Below are 21,099 nucleotides of genomic sequence, written 5' to 3' on the forward strand. Positions count from 1 at the left end.
ATAATAAAGCATGACCCGCTTGACGGCTAGCGCCGTCGGAGACCCTTGCAATGCCTGACCAAGATGTACGCTTGCAACACCTGAAAGTTTGGCTCGATGAGCAATTGGCAACTCTGTTTACAGCACGCGGCTGGGGCGCCGTGCCCCCGGCTACGTTGACTGCGGCCAGCAGCGACGCCAGTTTTCGGCGGTATTTTCGCTGGGAAGGGGAGGGTCGTAGCTTCGTCGTGATGGACGCTCCACCGCCCCAGGAAAACTGTAAACCCTTCGTGGATATCGCTTTATTGCTGGCGAAATCCGGAATAAACGTCCCGATAATTTATGCCGAGGACCTCGAGCGCGGATTTCTTTTGCTCAATGACCTGGGCAACAAGACCTATCTGGATGTGATCGACGGCGAAAATGCCGACGATTTGTTCAAGGACGCGCTGCAGGCATTGCTGGCCTTCCAGCAGTTGCCAATGGATGCCGTGCTTCCCAGTTATGACGTGGCGTTGCTGCGCCGCGAACTGGAACTCTTCCCCGAGTGGTACGTGGGCCGTGAGCTGGGTATCAAGCTTGACCAGGAACAACTGGCGCTCTGGCAACGGGTCAGCGATCTATTGATCGACAGCGCTCTGGCCCAACCCAAGGTGCTGGTACATCGCGACTACATGCCGCGCAACCTGATGTTGAGCGAGCAGAACCCGGGCGTGCTGGACTTCCAGGATGCAGTCTACGGCCCGGTCACTTATGACGTGACCTGCCTGTTCAAGGATGCATTCCTCAGTTGGCCTGACGCTCGCGTGCATGGCTGGCTGAAAGATTATTGGCACCAGGCGGGTAAATTGGGTATCCCGGTACAGTCTGATTTTGAAGACTTCCTGCGTGCCAGCGATCTGATGGGCGTGCAGCGTCATTTGAAGGTGATCGGGATCTTTGCCCGCATCTGCCACCGTGACGGTAAGCCGCGTTATCTGGGCGACGTACCGCGTTTCTTTGCCTATATAGAAGCAGTGCTGGCCCGCAGGCCAGAGCTGGCGGAGTTGGGTGAGCTGTTGGCGAGCCTGCGCCAGCCGGTTGGAGCGCCCGTATGAAAGCAATGATTCTCGCGGCCGGTAAAGGTGAGCGCATGCGTCCGCTGACCCTGGCGACGCCCAAGCCATTGATTCGTGCCGCGGGTGTGCCATTGATCGAGTACCACATTCGGGCATTGGCGGTGGCAGGTTTTACCGAGATCGTCATCAACCATGCCTGGCTGGGTCAGCAAATTGAGGACTATCTGGGCGATGGATCGCAGTTTGGTGTGAGCATTCAGTATTCGCCGGAGGGGGAACCGCTGGAGACCGGAGGCGGTATTTTTCGGGCATTGCCGCTGTTGGGTGATGAACCGTTCCTGGTGGTCAATGGTGACATCTGGACTGATTACGACTTCACGGCTTTGCGCCAACCGATTGCCGGACTTGCTCATCTGGTGATGGTCGACAACCCGGCGCATCACCCGACAGGGGGGGACTTTTGTCTGGTGGACGGTCAGATACACGACGCCGGGACGGGTTCAGCCGCGCTGACTTACAGTGGTATTTCGGTTTTGCATCCAAGGCTGTTCTCTACGTGCGTCGCCGGTTCCTTCAAATTGGCGCCGCTGTTGCGCGAAGCCATGGCTCAAGGGCAGGTCACGGGCGAACACATGCATGGATGCTGGATTGATGTCGGAACCCTTGAACGTCTGGCGCAAGTAGAACAATTGCTGGAAGCGAGCCGCTGATATGTTGTGGCCAGGGACTCTGATCGGAGCCGGAGCGGGCTTTGCCATAGCCAGCATTCCGGGGGCCATGTTAGGTGCATTGTTGGGGCAGGCGCTGGATCGGCGCTTGCAAGTGCAGAGTTGGGACCATCTGCGCCAACGTTTGAGCGGGCGTTCGGCGCTGCGCAATGATGAGCTGTTGTTCGTATTGTTAGGGCGACTGGCCAAGAGCGATGGCCAGGTGCTTGAGGGGCATATCCAGCAGGCTCGTCAGGAAATGCGTTCACTCGATATGAGTGGGCCTGCGCAAAAGCGAGCCATCGCTGCGTTCAATCGGGGTAAGTCCGGGCATGATCGCTTGCATGGGTATTTGCGCCGCTTGAGTACCCAACCGCATGCAGCCGAGGGCGTTTTGCGCGCCTGCTGGCGTATGGTCTGGGCTGATGGTCGAGCCAGCAGCGCCGAACGAGAGCTGATTAATCTATGGGGTAAATGGCTGGGCTGGACACCTCAACAGGTGCAAGCGCTGGCCAGTGACTACGAGCCGCATAAAAAAAGCCTGGCCAACAGTGGCAGGGCTTATCAAGAGGCTTTGCAGGTGCTGGGTGTGACGGCCACCAGCGAGCCATTGCAGATCAAGCGTGCTTACCGGCGCCTGCTCAGCCGCCATCACCCGGACAAGATTGCTGGCACTGGCGCGACCCCGTTTCAAGTGCGCGAGGCAACCGAGAAAACTCGCGAGCTGCACAACGCTTATGCGTTGATCCGTGAGCGGCGGGATTTTCGTTAGGCATTCAGGTGACCCTGAAAAGATCATCCGAGCACGACCCGAACCTTCGGCATTGCCTACGGTTCGGTGTACATGCTCGGTGCCAGGTCGAGATCCGCTCGGCGCAAGAGCTGCCGCTGGCTGCGATCCTGGCGGGTTGCCCGCGAATTGGGCCGTTCAGTTGCCGGTGTTCCGTGGGCTTAACCAGCCGCGAACGCGCCGAAACAGTTGCTCTTGTTCGGCTGTGCTGTTTCCAGGCAACGCCTTCAAAGACACCTGAGTGAAGCGTGCGCTCTTCAAGCGTTTACTCGCCTGCAGACGTGCCAAAGCGGCGCTGCGTGCCAGCTCCTTGTCATTATAGAAAAAGTCGGCAGTTGCGACTTTCAAGGTCGGCGTCAGTTGTGCCAGCTCAGGTTTTCCATTAAGTGGCGTTTGCGCGGCGACCATTACGAACTTCTCTACGTGCGGCGGTTGTTTCTCGCTCAGGTAACGCGCGGTCCAATAAGCCCCGGTGCCATGTCCCAGCAGGACAATGCTGCGAGCGTTTTGCTGCCGCGCAAAGGCAATTGCCGCATCGATTCGGGCGAAGATCCGCTCGGCGTCAGCCTTGATTTTCTCCTCAGAACTATCGGCAGCGGCACGATCAGTGATGTCAGCCTCACCGTCAGCCGCTTGTTCGATGGGTTTGGGTGCAGCGGTGCTGGCGTCTTTGCTGCTAGTGTCCACAGGGGCAGGCGCGGGCGCGGCTTCGACAATGCGCGGCTGGCTGGCGTCGCTCTGCAGGTCGGGCAAGGTAATACTCAGGCTGCCCCAGTTGGCGTTTGGCAATTTTTGCCGCAATGGACCGATTGCTTGAGGCCAGTCAGCGGTTTCGCCGGCGCCGGGGATGATAATGACCGCACCGCTGGGTTCACTGGCATTGGCCGGTTTCCAGAGTGTGAGGAAGCTGTCGCTGCCGGCCTGCAACTGTTGCTGCTCCTGCTGTGGGATTTGTCGCTCAAGGGCCGTCGCTTCTTCCTGACTACGCTCAAGCAGCAGCTGGCGCTCTACCGGTTTTTCTTCTGCGGTTTTTGCCGTGGCGCCGGGAGGATCGGCAGCTTCGACTGAAAAGGCACAAGGCAGGATCAGCGACAGGCACAATGCGTGCAGTGCCAAGCGGTAGACAGGGGGCATCGGATATTCCAGGCCAGAAGTAATCCCGGCAGCCTAATGGGTTGGTCAGTATTTGTCAGTGTGTGAGACTTCAGATGATGCGTTTTCGCTGCCTGTTGGTTATCGGCTGTTTTTGCCTTCCCTTGATCGCGTTGGCGGCCCCTGCGCCTGCGCAGTTGAACGTCGATCAGCGTCAATGGCTTGAGCAACACGCCGAGCTGCGTGTCGGGCTAGTGATGCAAGCGCCATACGCCCAATTTGATCGCCGCTTGCAGCGATTGTCCGGGGCCAATGTCGAGCTCATGCAGTGGCTGGCCCAAGCCCTCAAGGTCGAGCTGAGTTGGCGCAACTTTGCAGATCAGGAACAGTTGGAGGCCGCCGTGCGTGACGGTGAAGTCGACATTGCCCCCGGCCTGACTCAAACCCCGGCGGGGCTGCGACTCTGGCAGTTTTCCGATCCTTATATGCGTGTACCACAACTGGTAGTCAGTGAGCGTAAAGGCGCCGGTGCGGTGGACCTGGAGAAGCTCGACAGCCAGTCCCGTGTCGCTGTACGCATGCCCAGTGCGGTTGCCGACTACCTGCGCAGCACTTACGGCCATCTCAATTTGCAGGGTGTGCCGATGGATCGTCAGGCCTTGCAGTTGCTTTTGAGCCAGCAAGCCCGGTATGCCGTGGTGGATGAAGCGCAGCTCAGTCGTTTGTCGGCCGAGCCGGAGTTCACCGGTCTGGCGGTGGTCGGTGATATCGGCCTGCCGCAATTGCTGCGGGTCGCCACGCGACGTGACTGGCCTGAGCTGGCGGGGATCGTTGAAAGGGCGCTGCATGCGATTCCGGCGCGAGATCTGGAACAGCTACACAGTCGCTGGCTGCAACCCAAATACCCGCGTCTGGTCGAGTCGCCGGGTTTCTGGCAGAACCTCTGTCTATTGCTGGCGGTGTTGTTGCTCAGCAGCATAGCCATCGTCACCTGGCTGCGTCGCCAGCGACGATGCCTTGAGCAGCGTTTGTTGGCAGCCAGAGAGGACATCGCCCATCGCGAGGCCAGCGAAGAAGCCTTGCGCCTGACGCAGTTTTCCATCGACCAAAGCACCGTGGGGATCCTCTGGGTCAACTGGGACAGCCATGTCCGCTACGCCAATCGGGCGGCCGAAGAAATGCTCGGTTATGCACCGGGCGGCGTCATCGACCGACCCTTGATCGACTTCGAGCCTGACCTGCATATGGACCGTTGGCTGACGCTTTGGAAGCGCGCCCGGGCCAGCGACGACGGACCGCAGAGCTTCGAAACCAGCTGTGTTCGTGCCGATGGCAGCATCCTGCCTGCTGACGTGTCGCTGAGCTTTCTGCGCTTTCGCGATAGTGAGTATCTGGTGGTCTATCTCAACGACGTCACTGAGCGTCGACGTGCCCTGGCCGCCTTGCAGGAAAGCGAGGCGCGACTACAAGGCATCGCCGCCAACGTACCGGGACTGGTGTTTCGCCTGGAGCGGGCGCCGGTCACCGGGCAGATCGACTTCGCCTATATCAGTGAAGGCAGTGAAAACCTGGTGGGCTATTCGCCGGCGACGTTGAGCCATCGCGACAAAGGCTTGCGCAGCCTGGTCCATCCCGACGACAAAGCCAGCTATCACCAGACCCAGGATCAAGCGCTGGATACGGATAGCGACTGGTCCTGGCAAGGGCGGATTGTGACGCGTCAGGGCGAGCAGCGTTGGGCGGAAATCAAGGCGATCACCCGTCGTCTCGAGGATGGCGCGGCGGTCTGGGACGGGATTGTCTGGGACATCAGCGAAAGCAAGCGTATCGAGCTGGAGTTGGCCGGTTCTCGCGAGCAACTGCGCGAGTTGTCCGCTCACCTGGAAAGTGTGCGGGAAGAGGAAAAGGCCCGCATTGCCCGGGAGGTTCACGATGAGCTGGGGCAAATGCTGACCGTGCTCAAACTGGAAACCTCTATGTGCGAGCTGGCTTACGCGCATCTTGACCCGGGCTTGAACGAACGGCTCAACAGCATGAAGCGTCTGATCGCGCAGCTGTTCCAGTTGGTGCGCGATGTTGCCACGGCGCTGCGCCCGCCGATTCTTGATGCAGGCATCGCCTCGGCCATCGAGTGGCAGGCGCGACGTTTCGAGGCGCGTACGCAGATTCCGTGTCTGGTCCAGGTACCGGAAAATTTGCCGGTCCTTAGCGACGCCAAGGCCATTGGCCTGTTCCGTATCCTTCAGGAGGCGCTGACCAATGTCATGCGCCATGCTCAGGCGCATACTGTTGAATTGACACTGACCCGCGAAGGTGGCGATTTATGCCTGACTGTCAGCGACGATGGTCAGGGATTTGTCCCGGCGACAGGCCGCCCGACTTCGTTTGGTCTGGTGGGCATGCGCGAGCGGGTGTTGATCATGGGCGGCAGTCTGTCGCTGGAAAGTGAGCTGGGCGAAGGCACGACATTGAGCGTGCGAGTGCCGTTGGATTAGGAGAGATGCGTGATCCGTGTACTGGTAGCCGAAGACCACACCATCGTCCGCGAAGGCATCAAACAGTTGATTGGCCTGGCCAAGGACCTGTTGGTGGTGGGTGAGGCGTGCAATGGCGAGCAGCTATTGGACGTTTTGCGACATGTCCCTTGTGAAGTGGTGTTGCTGGATATCTCCATGCCCGGCGTCAATGGCCTGGAGGCGATCCCGCGGATTCGCGCGCTGAACAATCCTCCGGCGATTCTGGTGCTGTCGATGCATGACGAGGCGCAAATGGCCGCTCGTGCGTTGAAAGTCGGGGCTGCCGGCTATGCCACCAAGGACAGCGATCCGGCACTGCTGCTGACCGCGATCCGCAAGGTCGCGGCAGGTGGGCGTTATATCGACCCGGATCTGGCCGACCGGATGGTGTTTGAAGTGGGGCTGACCGACTCGCGGCCGTTGCACTCGTTGCTGTCTGAACGTGAGTTTTCGGTGTTCGAACGGCTGGCCCAAGGCGCGAACGTTAACGACATTGCCCAGCAATTGGCATTGAGCAGCAAAACCATCAGCACCCACAAGGCGCGGCTGATGCAAAAACTCAATATCACTTCGCTGGCCGAGCTGGTGAAATACGCAATGAAACACAAGCTCCTGTAACGCGTCTCCTTTGGACGCCACATAACCGTAGCAGCTGCCGAAGGCTGCGTTCGGCCGCGAAGCGGTCGTAAAACTTCCAAACGCGATTTACCCGGATAAATCTCGATTGCCTGACTTGCGAGCGCTTCGCACTCGAACGCAGCCTTTGGCAGCTGCTACGAAGTGCGTGTAGCCATACCCATTTACGACATGCCTGTAAGGTCCGATTCCCGCGTTATATGGCTTCCAATGCAGGCCATAGCGCCCATCCCCTCGTGACATGCCCATTCACGCCATTCGTGTAGGGCAATCCCTACCCCGAACCTTCCATCCGGCTTAGGCGAATCTCTCATACCCCCCGATTTGCGTGGTTGTGAGGCTCCACTAGGCTTAGTCCACGGCAGTCAAAAACAAAAGGTGTGGGTATGAGCGAGGTCGATTCAAGTGCTGGGGCAAATGATGTTCTGGTCAGCTTTCGTGGAGTGCAAAAGAGCTACGACGGCGAGAACCTGATCGTCAAAGACCTCAACCTGGAGATTCGCAAAGGCGAATTCCTCACACTGCTCGGGCCTTCCGGCTCCGGCAAGACCACCAGTCTGATGATGCTGGCCGGTTTCGAAACCCCGACCGCCGGTGAAATCCAGCTGGCCGGGCGTTCGATCAACAACGTGCCGCCGCATAAGCGCGACATCGGCATGGTGTTTCAGAACTACGCGTTGTTCCCGCACATGACAGTGGCCGAGAACCTGGCGTTCCCGCTGACCGTGCGTGGCCTGAACAAAAGCGACGTGAGTGACCGGGTCAAGCGCGTGCTGAGCATGGTTCAGCTCGATGCATTCGCCAAGCGTTATCCGGCGCAGCTTTCCGGTGGTCAGCAGCAGCGTGTGGCGCTGGCCCGGGCGTTGGTGTTCGAACCGCAACTGGTGCTGATGGACGAACCACTGGGGGCACTGGATAAGCAACTGCGTGAACACATGCAGATGGAGATCAAACACCTGCACCAACGCCTGGGCGTGACCGTGGTCTACGTGACCCACGACCAGGGCGAAGCCCTGACCATGTCCGACCGCGTGGCGGTATTCCATCAAGGCGAAATCCAGCAGATTGCGCCACCGCGCGAGCTCTATGAAAAGCCAAAAAATACCTTCGTCGCCAACTTCATCGGCGAGAACAACCGTCTCAACGGCCGTTTGCACAGCCACAACGGCGATCGCTGCGTGGTTGAGCTGGGGCGTGGTGAAAAGGTCGAAGCGCTGGCGGTGAATGTCGGCAAGACCGGCGAGCCGGTGACCCTGTCCATTCGTCCGGAACGCGTGAGCCTCAATGGCTCCAGCGAATCCTGCGTCAACCGCTTCTCGGGGCGCGTGGCGGAATTCATCTATCTGGGCGACCACGTCCGCGTTCGCCTGGAAGTCTGTGGCAAGACCGACTTCTTCGTGAAACAACCGATCGCCGAGCTGGATCCGGCTCTGGCGGTTGGTGATGTGGTACCGCTTGGCTGGCAGGTCGAACACGTTCGCGCGCTCGACCCACTTCTAGAGGCGAATTGATCGCCCCCTTGCTTCACCAACACAAACCCTGCACGTGGAGAGAACAATAAATGTTGAGATCCCTGAAATTCACCGCCCTGGCTTTGGGCATGATGGGTGCGGCACACGCAATGGCGGCCGCGGAGCTGACGGTGGTGTCCTTCGGCGGGGCGAACAAGGCGGCTCAGGCCAAAGCCTTCTACGCACCTTGGGAAGCCGCGGGCCACGGCAAGATCGTCGCCGGCGAATACAACGGTGAAATGGCCAAGGTCAAAGCCATGGTCGACACCAAGAGCGTGTCCTGGGACCTGGTGGAAGTGGAGTCGCCAGAGCTGTCCCGCGGCTGTGACGAAGACATGTTCGAGCAGCTCGATCCGGCCCTGTTCGGCAAATCCGAAGACTACGTCAAAGGTGCTATTCAGCCTTGCGGCGTTGGCTTCTTCGTCTGGTCGACCGTGCTCGCCTACAACGCCGACAAGCTGAAAAGCGCACCGACCAGTTGGGCGGATTTCTGGGACACCAAGAAATTCCCGGGCAAGCGTGGCCTGCGTAAAGGCGCCAAGTACACCCTGGAGTTCGCTTTGATGGCCGACGGCGTCGCGCCCAAAGATGTCTACAAGGTGCTGGCCGGCAAAGATGGTCAGGACCGTGCCTTCAAGAAGCTCGATGAGCTCAAGCCAAGCATTCAGTGGTGGGAAGCGGGCGCTCAGCCGCCGCAATATCTGGCCTCTGGTGACGTCGTGATGAGCTCGGCCTACAACGGCCGGATCGCTGCCGTGCAGAAAGAAAGCAACCTGAAAGTCGTATGGAACGGCGGTATCTACGACTTCGACGCCTGGGCGATCCCAAAAGGTCTGGATAAAGCCCGTGCCGAAGCTGCGAAGAAATTCATCGCGTTCTCGGTCATGCCGCAGCAGCAGAAGACTTATTCGGAAAACATTGCCTACGGCCCGGCTAATACCCAAGCCGTACCGCTGTTGGCCAAAGATGTTCTGAAAGACATGCCGACCACTCCGGAAAACATCGCCAACCAGGTGCAGATCGACGTCAGCTTCTGGGCTGATAACGGTGAGCAACTGGAGCAGCGCTTCAACTCGTGGGCTGCGAAGTAATCACGCTCCTGTGGGAGCCGGGCTTGCCCGCGATGAGGTACACGCGGTTTTGCTGAAAGACCGCATCATCTCGATCGCGAGTTAGCCTTGCTCCTGCAACAGTTGTGTATTTTCAGATGAGCAGGGGGGGCATTCCGAAACGGGATGCCGCCCTCTGAAACGTTTAAAGATTTCCGGAGTTTGCTATGGCCATCACCGTTCCCCTGAACGAGGTCACCAGCCCCACCTTGAAGCAGCGTCTGGCACATGCCGAGCGGGTCAACCGCTGGAAGGCCCAGGCCTTGATCGCGCCCTTGGTGCTGTTTCTGTTGCTGGTGTTCCTGGTGCCGATTGTGGCGCTGCTCTACAAGAGCGTCGGTAACCCGGAAGTGGTCGGTGGTATGCCGCGCACTGTGGCGGCGGTGACTGCCTGGGATGGTCGAGGTTTGCCGGCTGAGCCGGTTTACAAGGCCGTCAGTGAAGACCTGGCCGAAGCCCGCAAGAATCAAACCTTGGGCGATCTGTCCAAGCGACTGAACATGGAGTTGGCCGGCTATCGCAGCCTGCTGACCAAAACCGCGCGAGCGCTGCCGTTCAAGACTGAACCGGCCTCTTATAAAAACGCGATGGAAAGTCTCGACGAGCGTTGGGGCGATCCGGCGTACTGGCAGGCGATCCGCCGCAACACCAGCAGCATTACACCCTATTACCTGCTGGCGGCTGTCGATCACCGCATCGACGACCTGGGCGAAGTGGCCCCGGCCACACCAGACCAGGCTATTTACCTCGATATCTTCGCCCGCACCTTCTGGATGGGCCTGATCATTACCGCGATCTGCCTGGTGCTGGCTTATCCGCTGGCTTATCTGTTGGCCAATCTGCCGTCCCGGCAAAGCAACCTGTTGATGATTCTGGTGCTGTTGCCGTTCTGGACCTCGATTCTGGTGCGGGTCGCGGCGTGGATTGTCTTGCTGCAGTCGGGTGGCCTGATCAACAGCGCGCTGATGGCGATGGGTGTGATTGATAAACCGCTGGCGCTGGTGTTCAACCGTACCGGGGTTTACATCTCCATGGTGCACATCCTGCTGCCGTTCATGATTCTGCCGATCTACAGCGTGATGAAAGGCATCTCGCCAACCTATATGCGGGCGGCGATTTCCCTCGGTTGCCATCCGTTTGCCAGCTTCTGGCGGGTGTACTTCCCGCAGACCTATGCCGGTGTCGGCGCCGGTTGCCTGTTGGTGTTCATCCTGGCAATTGGTTACTACATCACCCCGGCGCTGCTCGGCAGCCCGAACGATCAGATGGTCAGTTACTTCGTCGCCTTCTACACCAACACCAGTATCAACTGGGGGATGGCGACTGCGCTCGGTGGCTTGCTGCTATTGGCGACCATCGTGCTCTACCTGATTTACAGCTGGCTGGTGGGCGCCAGTCGCCTGCGCCTGAGCTAAGGAGAGAATCGAAATGTTGAGCCCTTACAAGTCGCCCGTTGAGCGGGTCTGGTTCTACAGCTTGCGCATTCTCTGCGGGCTGGTTCTGTTGTTCCTGATCTTGCCGGTATTGGTGATCATTCCGCTGTCGTTCAACTCGGGCAGCTTCCTGGTTTACCCGCTGCAAGGTTTCTCGCTGCATTGGTACCAGGATTTCTTCGCCTCGGCGGAGTGGATGCGCTCCCTGAAGAACAGCATCATCGTCGCCCCGGCGGCGACTGTATTGGCGATGGTTTTCGGCACGCTGGCGGCCATCGGCCTGACGCGCGGCGATTTCCCCGGCAAACCGTTGGTGATGGCGTTGGTGATTTCGCCGATGGTGGTGCCGGTGGTGATCATTGGTGTTGCCAGCTATCTGTGCTTCGCCCCGCTGGGATTTGGCAACAGCTATACCTCGCTGATCGTCGTGCATTCGGTGTTGGGTGTGCCGTTCGTGATCATTACCGTGTCGGCTACGTTGCAAGGTTTCAATCAAAACCTGGTGCGTGCTGCCGCCAGTCTGGGCGCATCACCGCTGACGGCTTTCCGTCGGGTGACGTTGCCGTTGATCGCGCCTGGGGTGATCAGCGGGGCACTGTTTGCCTTCGCGACATCGTTCGATGAGGTAGTGGTAACGCTGTTCCTCGCCGGCCCCGAGCAAGCAACGTTGCCTCGGCAGATGTTCAGCGGCATCCGCGAAAACCTTAGCCCGACCATCGCCGCCGCCGCGACGCTGCTGATTGCTTTTTCGGTGATCCTGCTGCTGACGCTGGAATGGTTGCGTGGGCGCAGCGAGAAGCTGCGTACGGCGCCAGTCTGAAGGTAGAAGTTTTTCAAGCGGGCTTGCTCGCGACAGCGGTCTGTCAGTCGGCATAAATGTCGAATGTTCCGCCGTCATAGCGAGCAAGTCCCTGCATTGGATCTTTGTTACATTCACCGGATCAATAGCAGACAAACCCCAATCCCCAGCTACTCTTGTGCCCAGCCCCCAAAACTATAAGAGGCCGAGCCGATGAGTCTGTCTTCCTTCAAAATCGCCCACAAGCTAATCACCGGCGCTGGCGCCATCGAGCAATTGGCCGCCGAGCTGACCCGCCTGGACATTGACCACCCATTGATTGTCACCGATGCTGCGCTGGTGAGATCCGGCACGGTGGAGCTTGCGCTGGCGCAACTGGGTGAACGCTCTTACGAAATTTTCGACCGGGTTCTGCCTGACCCGGAAATCGCTATTGTCGAAGACTGCATGCGCGTTTACCGCGAAGGCGGGCACGACGGTCTGATCGGCCTGGGCGGCGGCAGTGCCATCGATATTGCCAAAAGTGTCGCCGCGTACGCCGGCTACCACGGTGCCCTCGAGGATCTGTTCGGCATTGATCAAGTGCCGCGCAAAGGCCCGCCGCTGATCGCGATCCCGACCACCGCCGGTACGGGGTCGGAAGTCACCAATGTGGCGATTCTTTCCGACAAGGTCGCGCAATTGAAGAAAGGCATCATCAGTGATTACCTGCTGCCGGATGTGGCGCTGGTCAGCCCGCAGATGACCCTGACCTGTCCGCGCAGCGTCACCGCCGCCAGCGGTATGGATGCGCTGGTTCACGCCATTGAGTCCTACCTGTCGCTGAACGCTTCGCCGATCACCGACTCACTGGCCATCGGCGCGATAAAACTCATCACCAAAGCGCTGCCCAAGGCCTACGCCAATCCTTCCAATCTGCAGGCCCGCGAAGACATGGCCACCGCCAGCCTGATGGCCGGTATGGCGTTCGGTAATGCCGGAGTCGGCGCGGTGCATGCGTTGGCCTATCCGCTGGGCGGGCGGTTCAATATCGCCCACGGTGTCAGCAATGCCTTGTTGCTTGCGCATGTCATGACCTGGAACAAGATGGCCTGCGTCGAGCGCATGCAGGATATTGCCCAGGCCATGGGCGTGAAAACCGCCGGGCTGAGTGCCAATCAAGCGGCCGACAGGGCCGTGGAGGCGATGGCCGAGTTGTGTGCCACCGTGGAGATACCCCAAGGGTTACGTAGTTTCGGGGTGCCTGAGGAGGCGATACCGGCCATGGCTGTGGAGGCAGCGGGGATCGAGCGTTTGATGCGCAACAATCCGCGTAAACTGAGCGCTGTCGATATCGAGAAAATCTATCGCACCGCGTACTAGATCATTGAGGCCACAGTGCGCGTTGGAAAGCATGAGGTATACAATGCGCGCCATCGTGATTCTGCTCAGAAAAGGTGCGTCATGCAGCCCTTCGCTATTGCTCCGTCGATTCTCTCCGCCGATTTCGCCCGTCTGGGTGAGGAAGTGGATAACGTTCTCGCCTCTGGCGCCGACATCGTCCACTTTGATGTCATGGACAACCACTACGTGCCGAACCTGACCATCGGCCCGATGGTCTGTTCCGCGCTGCGCAAATACGGCATCACCGCGCCAATCGACGCGCATCTGATGGTCAACCCGGTGGATCGCATCATCGGCGACTTCATCGAAGCCGGTGCGACCTACATCACCTTCCACCCGGAAGCCACACTGCATGTCGACCGTTCCTTGCAAATGATCCGCGAAGGCGGCTGCAAGGCGGGTCTGGTGTTCAACCCGGCGACCCCGCTGGACGTACTCAAGTACGTGATGGACAAGGTCGACATGATCCTGCTGATGAGCGTCAACCCGGGCTTTGGCGGGCAGAAGTTCATTCCCGCCACCCTCGACAAGCTGCGTGAAGTGCGGGCGCTGATCGATGCGTCCGGGCGTGACATTCGTCTGGAAATCGACGGTGGGGTGAACGTCAACAACATCCGCGAAATCGCCGAGGCGGGTGCTGACACCTTCGTCGCTGGCTCGGCGATCTTCAATGCTCCGAATTACCAGGAGGTAATTGAAAAGATGCGTTCCGAACTGGCACTGGCTCGCCCATGAATGGCTTTGAGCAGCTGTTTCCCGGGCGTTTGCCACGGCTGGTGATGTTCGATCTGGATGGCACGTTGATCGATTCGGTCCCTGACCTCGCGGTAGCTGTGGATAACATGCTGCTCAAACTGGGACGCTCGCCCGTCGGTATTGAGCCTGTGCGTGAGTGGGTCGGTAACGGCGTGCAAGTGCTGGTTCGTCGCGCGCTTGCCGAAAGCATTGATCATGCTGACGTCGACGATGCCGAAGCCGAACAGGCTTTGGAGATTTTCATGGAGGCCTATGCGGACGGTCATGAACTGACCGTGGTCTACCCCGGCGCGCGCGAAACCTTGAAATGGCTGCACAAACAGGGCGTGGAAATGGCCCTGATCACCAACAAGCCTGAGCGTTTTGTCGCGCCGCTGCTGGATCAGATGAAGATCGGCCGGTATTTCCGCTGGATCATCGGCGGCGACACCTTGGCGCAGAAAAAACCCGATCCTGCGGCGCTGTTTTTCGTGATGAAAATGGCCAACGTGCCAGCCTCCCAATCGCTGTTCATCGGTGATTCGCGCAGCGATGTACTGGCGGCGAAAGCGGCAGGTGTGAAGTGTGTCGCGCTTAGCTATGGCTACAATCACGGTCGACCGATTGCCGAAGAGTCGCCGGCGCTGGTGATCGATGATCTGCGCTTTTTAATTCCCGGTTGCCTGGATCCTGCCGCTGAGATAACGTTGCCCGACGTTGCTCAACCCCCTCCAAGAGATTCCATCGTGGTGGTCACTCGCAAGCTCTGGATGAAAGTCATCAAGGCCCTGGCCCGCTGGCGTTGGCGCGCCTGACTTGATTCTGGCCGGCTATCCGGCGTGTTTGCATTACTGACCGTTAGACCCTCAAGCCACGAGGCTACTCATGATCCGCGAAGAATTCCTGCGTTTGGCCGCTGCCGGCTACAACCGCATCCCGCTTGCCTGTGAAACCCTTGCCGACTTCGACACACCGCTGTCGATCTACCTGAAACTGGCCGATCAGCCGAACTCCTATCTATTGGAGTCCGTGCAGGGCGGTGAGAAGTGGGGGCGTTATTCGATCATCGGCCTGCCATGCCGCACCGTGTTGCGTGTCCATGATCATCACATCAGTGTCACCCACGATGGTGTGGAGATCGAAAGCCATGAATCCGAAGATCCGCTGACATTCGTCGAAGAGTTCAAGGCACGCTACAACGTGCCGAGCATCGCCGGATTGCCGCGTTTCAACGGCGGGCTGGTGGGGTACTTCGGCTATGACTGCGTGCGTTATGTGGAGAAGCGTTTGGGTAAATGCCCGAACCCGGATCCACTGGGTGTGCCGGACATTCTGCTGATGGTTTCCGATGCCGTGGTGGTGTTCGACAACCTCGCTGGCAAGATGCATGCGATTGTCCTGGCTGATCCTTCCCAGGAAAACGCTTACGAGAATGGGCAGGCGCGCCTGCAAGAGCTGCTGGAAAAACTCCGCCAGCCGATCACCCCGCGTCGCGGTCTGGACTTCAGCAAGCAACAGGCCGCAGATCCCGTGTTCCGTTCCAGCTTCACCCAGGACGATTACGAACGGGCGGTGGACACCATCAAGGAATACATCCTCGCCGGTGACTGCATGCAGGTCGTGCCGTCGCAACGCATGTCCATCGACTTCAAGGCGGCGCCGATTGATCTGTATCGGGCGCTGCGTTGCTTCAACCCGACGCCTTATATGTACTTCTTCAACTTCGGCGACTTCCATGTCGTCGGTAGCTCGCCGGAAGTGTTGGTACGGGTCGAAGACAATCTGATCACCGTCCGGCCAATCGCTGGCACCCGCCCACGCGGGGCCAATGAAGAGGCCGACCTGGCGCTGGAAGAAGACTTGCTGTCCGATGACAAGGAAATCGCCGAGCACCTGATGCTGATCGATCTGGGACGCAACGACACTGGCCGGGTCTCGGAAATCGGTTCAGTGAAGCTCACCGAGAAAATGGTCATCGAACGTTATTCCAACGTCATGCATATCGTCTCCAACGTTACCGGCCAACTGAAAGCCGGCCTGACGGCAATGGACGCGCTGCGGGCGATTCTGCCGGCGGGCACCTTGTCCGGCGCGCCGAAGATCCGTGCGATGGAAATCATCGATGAACTGGAACCGGTCAAGCGCGGCGTTTACGGCGGCGCGGTGGGTTATTTCGCCTGGAACGGCAACATGGACACCGCGATTGCGATTCGCACGGCGGTGATCAAAAACGGCGAACTGCATGTGCAGGCCGGTGGCGGTATCGTCGCTGACTCAGTGCCTGCGCTGGAGTGGGAAGAGACGCTGAACAAGCGCCGCGCAATGTTCCGCGCTGTTGCCCTCGCCGAACAGACGCCTTAACGCTGATCCATAAAAAACGCGGTGCCTGCGAGGGCGCCGCGTTTTTTATTGCCTTCAATTCCCCATGTAGGAGCTGCCGGAGGTTCGGGCCGCGTTCGGACGATCTTTTGATCTTGTCGACCGTCTAGGCAACAACCTTCGTTTGCCCTTTAGAAGTCCAGGCTGACACCCACGTTGATGCCTTGTTGGGTGAAGTCGTCATCCTTGCGGATGTTGTAGCTGGCCCGCAGTGCCAGGTCCTGAGTGAGTTTGTGACTCACGCCCAGGTTGAGGCGGTTCAGGTTGGTCTGCGGGGTGTAACCGGCCAGGGTGAACCGGTTGTTCGGCAGGCTGTTAAGGTTGATGGTCAGGTGCTGGGTGTCGTCGTTGTACTCGCGTTCGTGGGCAAACTCGCCAAACACTTGCGTCTGCGGGGTAACCTGATACTTGCCCTGGATACCGACGCCAAGGCGCCTGGAGTTGCGGGACTGGTCATCGAACGTCAGCGCAGTAGCGTCGGCGCCATTTTCCGAGTAACCATCGACTTTTACCTTGGCGAAATCGGCGCTCACGAACGGCGAAAGGTGCCATGGGCTGCTTGCCTGTTGCGCGATGTCGTAACCCAGGCGACCGCTGATGCCCAGCACATAGCCGCTGGTATCGCCTTTTTCCCCGCGTTCGTTAACGCCAAGGTCGAACTTGCGCTTGAGGCTGTCGTAGTCCAGATGTCCGGCGGTCATTGCGGCGTCAGCCCACCAGCGGTTCTGCTGGTACTGGGCGAACGCTGTGCCCATGTACGTGTTGAGTTTGTATTCCGAGTCGTCCTGACCTGCATCAAGCTTCTGATGGTAGAAACCGGCAGCCACACCGACGCGCCAGGCTTCATCGAGACGGTAGCTGCCGCCGATGTTCAGGTTGTAGCCGTTGCCGTCGGCGCTTGCGCCGCTGCTTTGGGTGTCGAAGTCCTGGTGTTGGCCGCCACCAGCGACAATTGCTCGCCATTGGCCAACGCCTTGCCAGTTTTCCCAGTCAGCCAGCCACTGGTTGCGCAATTCATCCTGATGCGCGCGTAGGGTGCCCTGGGCCATTTCCGGCAGCAACGTCAGCTCCCATGGCGCGGCCAGCAAGGAGTAGGCGTAATCGGCAATCAGGCGTTGCCCCGCTTCGGTCGGGTGGACCGAGTCGTTGTAGATCAGCTTGGTCGGGTCAGGGGTGGCACTGTTGATGCCGTACCGGGCGTTCTCGGTGCAGCTGTCGCCGCTGAAGCAGGTGGCGGTCAGGTTCTGGTCGGTGGCCAAGCCGAACTGCGCCGGGTTGGCGAACGTCTCTTTAAGCAGCAGCGGAATGTTGAGCGGGATGATCTCGGCGTTGACGCTCTGCAGTCGGCTCACCAGTTCGGTGTTGAACTGGGCGCTGAGCTGGGAGGTGAATGCTTGCAGCGGTGTGCCGTTGATAGCCGGGGTCAGTCCGATGTCTGGCAGCAGCCAGACCATGATGTAGCGGGCACCGGCCTGTTGCAGGGTTTGCACGCTGCTGACCAGGCGATCGGCGGCGGCGTTAGCCCCGTCAAGGCTGGTCACTCGACCCTGGAGAAAGTCGTTGCCACCGCCCGAGAGGTAATACAGTGCATTCGGGTCGGCGCGGAAGTTATTCGTCGGCAGGTAACCCGCGCGGCTGCGTTCGCCTGTGTCTGATGTGGTGGTGATCGAGTCGAGGATCTGGTCGGTGCGGTAGCCGCCGACAGCCCAGTTGTTGCCGTCAGGCAGGCCCTGGTTGGCGCGTACCGCCGAGGTCGAGGCAGCCGTCTGGTCAGGCGAAAACCCCAGTTTCCCCCCCAGCAGCTGCGTCGAATTGGCGGCGCGAATTTCACCGCTGCCATCCAGGAAGATCGGGCCGGTGCGGTTGGTGAAGCGCAGCGTCGCACCGGCCGGGCCACCCGGATCGGTGAACTGCCCGGCATCGTTCAGGCTGTCGCCGAACACGATGAATTTGGAATAGGGGGAGGGAGCCGCTATCGCTTGAGCGCAAGCCAGTGCGAGAAGACAGCCGGCGAGCGGTACGAACAACGTCTGTTTGATCATGAGCAAGTCCATTTATTTATTGTTGTAGAGAACGAAACGACAGTACCAAAAACTTTTGCGCTTAAGCTATGGCCAAAGGCCGCATCGATTGTTTGTTCAGGCTTGGGCTGCGCCATATTGCACCCTCTGCTCAGCTAAGTTACTGTGCCGGGACGTATGAATGAGACCTTCCCTGTGTTGATCGTCAGCAAACTCTTGATGCGAGTTGTTAAGGCCCACGCCCGTTGGCGTTGGCGCGCCTAACTTTTCTCTGCCGGCCCGGCCGGACCTGTACCGATTTGCCTTCTTTGCCCGTGTAAAACACCGCTTGTGCTGGTTGAAGTCCAGCGACTGACAGAGCGGGAGACGCTGCGGGTAAATCATACGAAGGCCGTATTAAAAGTCAGTGAATTCAAGAGGTTGTAACCCACATGTTGCTGATGATCGATAACTACGACTCTTTTACCTACAACGTTGTGCAGTACCTCGGCGAGCTGGGCTCAGACGTCAAAGTGGTGCGTAACGATGAGCTCACCATTGCCGAAATCGAAGCCCTCAAACCCGAGCGCATCGTTGTCTCCCCAGGCCCGTGTACTCCAACTGAAGCCGGTATTTCCCTGGAAGTCATCAAACACTTCGCCGGCAAGTTGCCCATTCTGGGTGTGTGCCTAGGACATCAGTCCATCGGCCAGGCCTTTGGCGGCGATGTAGTGCGCGCCCGTCAAGTCATGCATGGTAAGACTAGCCCGGTATTCCACGAGGACAAGGGTGTGTTCGAAGGCTTGAATCATCCGCTGACGGTTACGCGTTATCACTCGCTGATCGTCAAGCGCGAAACCCTGCCCGATTGCCTGGAACTGACTGCCTGGACGCAATGTGAAGACGGCTCCATCGACGAGATCATGGGCCTTCGCCACAAAACGCTGAACATTGAGGGTGTGCAATTTCACCCAGAGTCGATCCTCACCGAGCAGGGCCACGAGCTGTTCGCCAATTTCCTCAAACAGAGCGGCGGCACGCGCTAAGGACTTTCCATGGATATCAAGACTGCCCTGAGCCGTATCGTCGGCCACCTGGACCTGAGTACTGATGAGATGCGCGATGTCATGCGCGAGATCATGACCGGGCAATGCACTGACGCGCAGATCGGCGCCTTTATGATGGCCATGCGCATGAAAAGCGAGAGCATCGACGAAATCGTCGGGGCGGTGTCGGTCATGCGTGAGCTGGCGGACAAGGTCGAACTGAGAACCCTCGATGGCGTGGTCGATGTGGTCGGCACCGGCGGTGACGGCGCGAACATTTTCAATGTGTCGACAGCGGCCTCGTTCGTGGTCGCCGCGGCCGGTTGTACTGTGGCCAAGCACGGTAACCGTGCGGTTTCCGGAAAAAGCGGCAGTGCCGATTTGCTGGAGGCAGCCGGCATCTACCTGAACCTGACACCCGTTCAAGTAGCCCGTTGCATCGATAACGTCGGCATCGGCTTCATGTTCGCTCAGTCCCATCACGGCGCAATGAAGTACGCCGCCGGGCCGCGCCGCGATTTGGGCCTGCGTACGCTGTTCAACATGCTTGGCCCGCTTACGAATCCGGCCGGCGTGAAGCATCAGGTGGTTGGCGTGTTTACTCAGGCGTTGTGCCGCCCATTGGCCGAAGTGTTGCAGCGTATGGGCAGCAAGCATGTGCTGGTGGTGCATTCCCAGGATGGTCTGGACGAATTCAGCCTCGCGGCACCGACCTTTGTTGCTGAACTGAAAGATGGCGAAATAACCGAGTACTGGGTCCAGCCTGAAGACCTTGGTATAAAAAGTCAGAGTCTGTTCGGCCTGGTGGTCGAAAGCCCGGCGGCGTCGCTTGAATTGATTCGCGATGCCCTTGGGCGTCGTAAAACCGAGAACGGCCACAAAGCTGCAGAAATGATCGTGCTCAATGCCGGCGCCGCGCTGTATGCCGCCGATCATGCGAGTAGCCTCAAAGAGGGTGTTGCCCTGGCTCACGATGCACTGCACACCGGGCTGGCTCGGGAGAAGCTCGAAGAGTTGGGCGCGTTCACCGCGGTATTCAAGATGGAGAATGAAGGATGAGTGTGCCGACGGTTCTGGAAAAGATTCTCGCGCGCAAGGTTGAAGAAGTCGCTGAGCGCAGCGCTCGCGTGACGCTTGCCGAGCTGGAAGCACTGGCCAAGGTAGCTGATGCGCCTCGCGGTTTTGCCAAGGCGCTGATCGCCCAGGCCAAGCTCAAACACCCGGCAGTGATTGCCGAGATCAAAAAGGCCTCGCCAAGCAAAGGCGTGATCCGCGAGAACTTCGTGCCGGCAGATATCGCCAGGAGCTACGAGAAAGGCGGCGCGACTTGCCTGTCAGTGCTCACTGATATCGATTTCTTCCAGGGTGCCGACGCTTATCTGCAACAGGCGCGGGCAGCGTGCAAGTTGCCGGTTATCCGCAAGGATTTCATGGTCGATCCGTATCAGATCGTTGAGGCCCGGGCGCTGGGCGCTGATTGCGTGCTGTTGATCGTTTCCGCTCTGGATGACGTGAAAATGGCCGAGCTGGCCTCCGTGGCGAAAAGCGTTGGCCTCGATGTGCTGGTTGAAGTGCACGACGGTGACGAACTGGAGCGGGCCTTGAAAACCCTCGACACACCGCTGGTGGGTGTTAACAACCGCAATCTGCATACTTTCGACGTCAACCTGGAAACCACCCTGGATCTATTGCCGCGTATCCCGCGTGATCGCCTGGTGATTACCGAGAGTGGCATCTTCAATCGTGCCGATGTCGAGCTGATGGAAATCAGCGAAGTGTATTCGTTCCTGGTTGGCGAGGCGTTCATGCGCGCGGAGAATCCAGGGACTGAGCTGCAACGGTTGTTTTTCCCTGAGCGTGGTGTGCCGGTGAGCGGCTCCACTCTCGACTGAACCTGATTGAGTGAATAAGCCGGCGATGCCGGCT

Annotated in this window: 18 protein-coding genes; 16 read left to right on the top strand and 2 right to left on the bottom strand. The window is 59.1% G+C overall.

Annotated elements, in window-relative coordinates; all coding sequences use genetic code 11:
* Positions 1-50: 50 nt before the first annotated feature.
* The 3 genes from AC07O1_RS14805 to AC07O1_RS14815 are packed head-to-tail and all read left to right on the top strand — an operon-like array spanning position 51 to position 2,516.
* The gene (locus AC07O1_RS14805; RefSeq protein ID WP_494990554.1) at positions 51-1,076 is read left to right on the top strand and encodes an aminoglycoside phosphotransferase family protein; all 1,026 of its coding nucleotides are present in this window, start codon (positions 51-53) and stop codon (positions 1,074-1,076) included.
* On the top strand, positions 1,073-1,747 hold the full coding sequence (murU, locus tag AC07O1_RS14810) for an N-acetylmuramate alpha-1-phosphate uridylyltransferase MurU (RefSeq protein WP_495011957.1): 675 nt from the start codon (positions 1,073-1,075) through the stop codon (positions 1,745-1,747). Before AC07O1_RS14805 ends, murU begins: the two co-directional genes overlap by 4 nt.
* A 1-nt stretch (position 1,748) precedes the next feature.
* Positions 1,749-2,516, top strand: coding sequence for a TerB family tellurite resistance protein (locus tag AC07O1_RS14815; RefSeq protein WP_495089178.1), 768 nt, complete (start codon positions 1,749-1,751; stop codon positions 2,514-2,516).
* 156 nt (positions 2,517-2,672) lie between these two features.
* Here AC07O1_RS14815 and AC07O1_RS14820 read toward each other — a convergent pair whose 3' ends face one another.
* Positions 2,673-3,668 carry an alpha/beta hydrolase family protein gene (locus AC07O1_RS14820; RefSeq protein WP_495089179.1) on the bottom strand — a complete coding sequence of 332 codons (996 nt, stop codon included), beginning with the start codon at positions 3,666-3,668 and terminating at the stop codon, positions 2,673-2,675.
* Positions 3,669-3,742: 74 nt separating this feature from the next.
* Between AC07O1_RS14820 and AC07O1_RS14825 the strand changes: the two genes are divergently transcribed.
* The 10 genes from AC07O1_RS14825 to trpE all read left to right on the top strand — a co-directional run bounded on the left by AC07O1_RS14825 (position 3,743) and on the right by trpE (position 16,109).
* Entirely contained in the window at positions 3,743-6,121 is a 2,379-nt protein-coding gene (locus AC07O1_RS14825) for a PAS domain-containing sensor histidine kinase (RefSeq protein WP_495089180.1), read from the top strand.
* A 9-nt stretch (positions 6,122-6,130) separates the two neighbouring features.
* Positions 6,131-6,760: a response regulator gene (locus AC07O1_RS14830; protein WP_494990549.1), complete on the top strand. Its 630-nt coding sequence runs from the start codon at positions 6,131-6,133 to the stop codon at positions 6,758-6,760.
* Between the two features lie 404 nt (positions 6,761-7,164).
* The gene (locus AC07O1_RS14835; RefSeq protein ID WP_494990548.1) at positions 7,165-8,289 is read left to right on the top strand and encodes an ABC transporter ATP-binding protein; all 1,125 of its coding nucleotides are present in this window, start codon (positions 7,165-7,167) and stop codon (positions 8,287-8,289) included.
* A 50-nt stretch (positions 8,290-8,339) separates the two neighbouring features.
* On the top strand, positions 8,340-9,380 hold the full coding sequence (locus AC07O1_RS14840; RefSeq protein WP_495089181.1) for an ABC transporter substrate-binding protein: 1,041 nt from the start codon (positions 8,340-8,342) through the stop codon (positions 9,378-9,380).
* Positions 9,381-9,565: 185 nt separating this feature from the next.
* Positions 9,566-10,813 (top strand): ABC transporter permease, encoded by a 1,248-nt coding sequence (locus tag AC07O1_RS14845; protein WP_495089182.1) that lies wholly within the window; start codon positions 9,566-9,568, stop codon positions 10,811-10,813.
* A gap of 13 nt (positions 10,814-10,826) precedes the next feature.
* The gene (locus AC07O1_RS14850; protein WP_494990545.1) at positions 10,827-11,651 is read left to right on the top strand and encodes an ABC transporter permease; all 825 of its coding nucleotides are present in this window, start codon (positions 10,827-10,829) and stop codon (positions 11,649-11,651) included.
* 192 nt (positions 11,652-11,843) lie between these two features.
* A complete protein-coding gene (locus AC07O1_RS14855) occupies positions 11,844-12,992 on the top strand; it encodes an iron-containing alcohol dehydrogenase (RefSeq protein ID WP_495022781.1) in 1,149 nt (382 codons plus the stop codon).
* Positions 12,993-13,073: 81 nt separating this feature from the next.
* The gene (gene rpe, locus AC07O1_RS14860; RefSeq protein ID WP_494990543.1) at positions 13,074-13,748 is read left to right on the top strand and encodes a ribulose-phosphate 3-epimerase; all 675 of its coding nucleotides are present in this window, start codon (positions 13,074-13,076) and stop codon (positions 13,746-13,748) included.
* Positions 13,745-14,563, top strand: a complete 819-nt coding sequence (locus AC07O1_RS14865; protein ID WP_495011952.1) for a phosphoglycolate phosphatase — start codon at positions 13,745-13,747, stop codon at positions 14,561-14,563. Before rpe ends, AC07O1_RS14865 begins: the two co-directional genes overlap by 4 nt.
* Before the next feature lie 70 nt (positions 14,564-14,633).
* On the top strand, positions 14,634-16,109 hold the full coding sequence (trpE, locus tag AC07O1_RS14870; protein WP_495089183.1) for an anthranilate synthase component I: 1,476 nt from the start codon (positions 14,634-14,636) through the stop codon (positions 16,107-16,109).
* A 149-nt stretch (positions 16,110-16,258) separates the two neighbouring features.
* Here the strand turns inward: trpE and estP are convergent, their stop codons facing one another.
* Positions 16,259-18,169, bottom strand: a complete 1,911-nt coding sequence (estP, locus tag AC07O1_RS14875) for an esterase EstP (RefSeq protein WP_495089184.1) — start codon at positions 18,167-18,169, stop codon at positions 16,259-16,261.
* Positions 18,170-18,579: 410 nt separating this feature from the next.
* Here estP and AC07O1_RS14880 point away from each other — a divergent pair, with 410 nt between their 5' ends.
* From AC07O1_RS14880 to trpC, 3 genes are read left to right on the top strand one after another with little or no spacing between them, the layout of a single operon-like run.
* Positions 18,580-19,173 carry an aminodeoxychorismate/anthranilate synthase component II gene (locus AC07O1_RS14880; protein WP_494990539.1) on the top strand — a complete coding sequence of 198 codons (594 nt, stop codon included), beginning with the start codon at positions 18,580-18,582 and terminating at the stop codon, positions 19,171-19,173.
* A gap of 9 nt (positions 19,174-19,182) precedes the next feature.
* Positions 19,183-20,232, top strand: coding sequence for an anthranilate phosphoribosyltransferase (gene trpD, locus AC07O1_RS14885; RefSeq protein WP_495089185.1), 1,050 nt, complete (start codon positions 19,183-19,185; stop codon positions 20,230-20,232).
* The gene (trpC, locus tag AC07O1_RS14890) at positions 20,229-21,065 is read left to right on the top strand and encodes an indole-3-glycerol phosphate synthase TrpC (protein WP_494990537.1); all 837 of its coding nucleotides are present in this window, start codon (positions 20,229-20,231) and stop codon (positions 21,063-21,065) included. The genes trpD and trpC overlap by 4 nt, the downstream gene beginning before the upstream one ends.
* The last annotated feature ends 34 nt before the right edge of the window (positions 21,066-21,099 follow it).

The sequence above is a fragment of the Pseudomonas sp. GW821-FHT07G10 genome, from assembly GCF_059418545.1.

Coding starts and splice junctions, on each gene's coding strand:
- AC07O1_RS14835 (WP_494990548.1), top strand. CDS start 7,165: ATGAGCGAGGTCGATTCAAGTGCTGGGGCAAATGATGTTCTGGTCAGC.
- AC07O1_RS14880 (WP_494990539.1), top strand. CDS start 18,580: ATGTTGCTGATGATCGATAACTACGACTCTTTTACCTACAACGTTGTG.
- AC07O1_RS14855 (WP_495022781.1), top strand. CDS start 11,844: ATGAGTCTGTCTTCCTTCAAAATCGCCCACAAGCTAATCACCGGCGCT.
- AC07O1_RS14825 (WP_495089180.1), top strand. CDS start 3,743: ATGATGCGTTTTCGCTGCCTGTTGGTTATCGGCTGTTTTTGCCTTCCC.
- AC07O1_RS14805 (WP_494990554.1), top strand. CDS start 51: ATGCCTGACCAAGATGTACGCTTGCAACACCTGAAAGTTTGGCTCGAT.
- AC07O1_RS14820 (WP_495089179.1), bottom strand. CDS start 3,668: ATGCCCCCTGTCTACCGCTTGGCACTGCACGCATTGTGCCTGTCGCTG.
- estP (WP_495089184.1), bottom strand. CDS start 18,169: ATGATCAAACAGACGTTGTTCGTACCGCTCGCCGGCTGTCTTCTCGCA.
- trpE (WP_495089183.1), top strand. CDS start 14,634: ATGATCCGCGAAGAATTCCTGCGTTTGGCCGCTGCCGGCTACAACCGC.
- trpD (WP_495089185.1), top strand. CDS start 19,183: ATGGATATCAAGACTGCCCTGAGCCGTATCGTCGGCCACCTGGACCTG.
- AC07O1_RS14840 (WP_495089181.1), top strand. CDS start 8,340: ATGTTGAGATCCCTGAAATTCACCGCCCTGGCTTTGGGCATGATGGGT.
- AC07O1_RS14850 (WP_494990545.1), top strand. CDS start 10,827: ATGTTGAGCCCTTACAAGTCGCCCGTTGAGCGGGTCTGGTTCTACAGC.
- AC07O1_RS14815 (WP_495089178.1), top strand. CDS start 1,749: ATGTTGTGGCCAGGGACTCTGATCGGAGCCGGAGCGGGCTTTGCCATA.
- AC07O1_RS14845 (WP_495089182.1), top strand. CDS start 9,566: ATGGCCATCACCGTTCCCCTGAACGAGGTCACCAGCCCCACCTTGAAG.
- rpe (WP_494990543.1), top strand. CDS start 13,074: ATGCAGCCCTTCGCTATTGCTCCGTCGATTCTCTCCGCCGATTTCGCC.
- trpC (WP_494990537.1), top strand. CDS start 20,229: ATGAGTGTGCCGACGGTTCTGGAAAAGATTCTCGCGCGCAAGGTTGAA.
- AC07O1_RS14865 (WP_495011952.1), top strand. CDS start 13,745: ATGAATGGCTTTGAGCAGCTGTTTCCCGGGCGTTTGCCACGGCTGGTG.
- murU (WP_495011957.1), top strand. CDS start 1,073: ATGAAAGCAATGATTCTCGCGGCCGGTAAAGGTGAGCGCATGCGTCCG.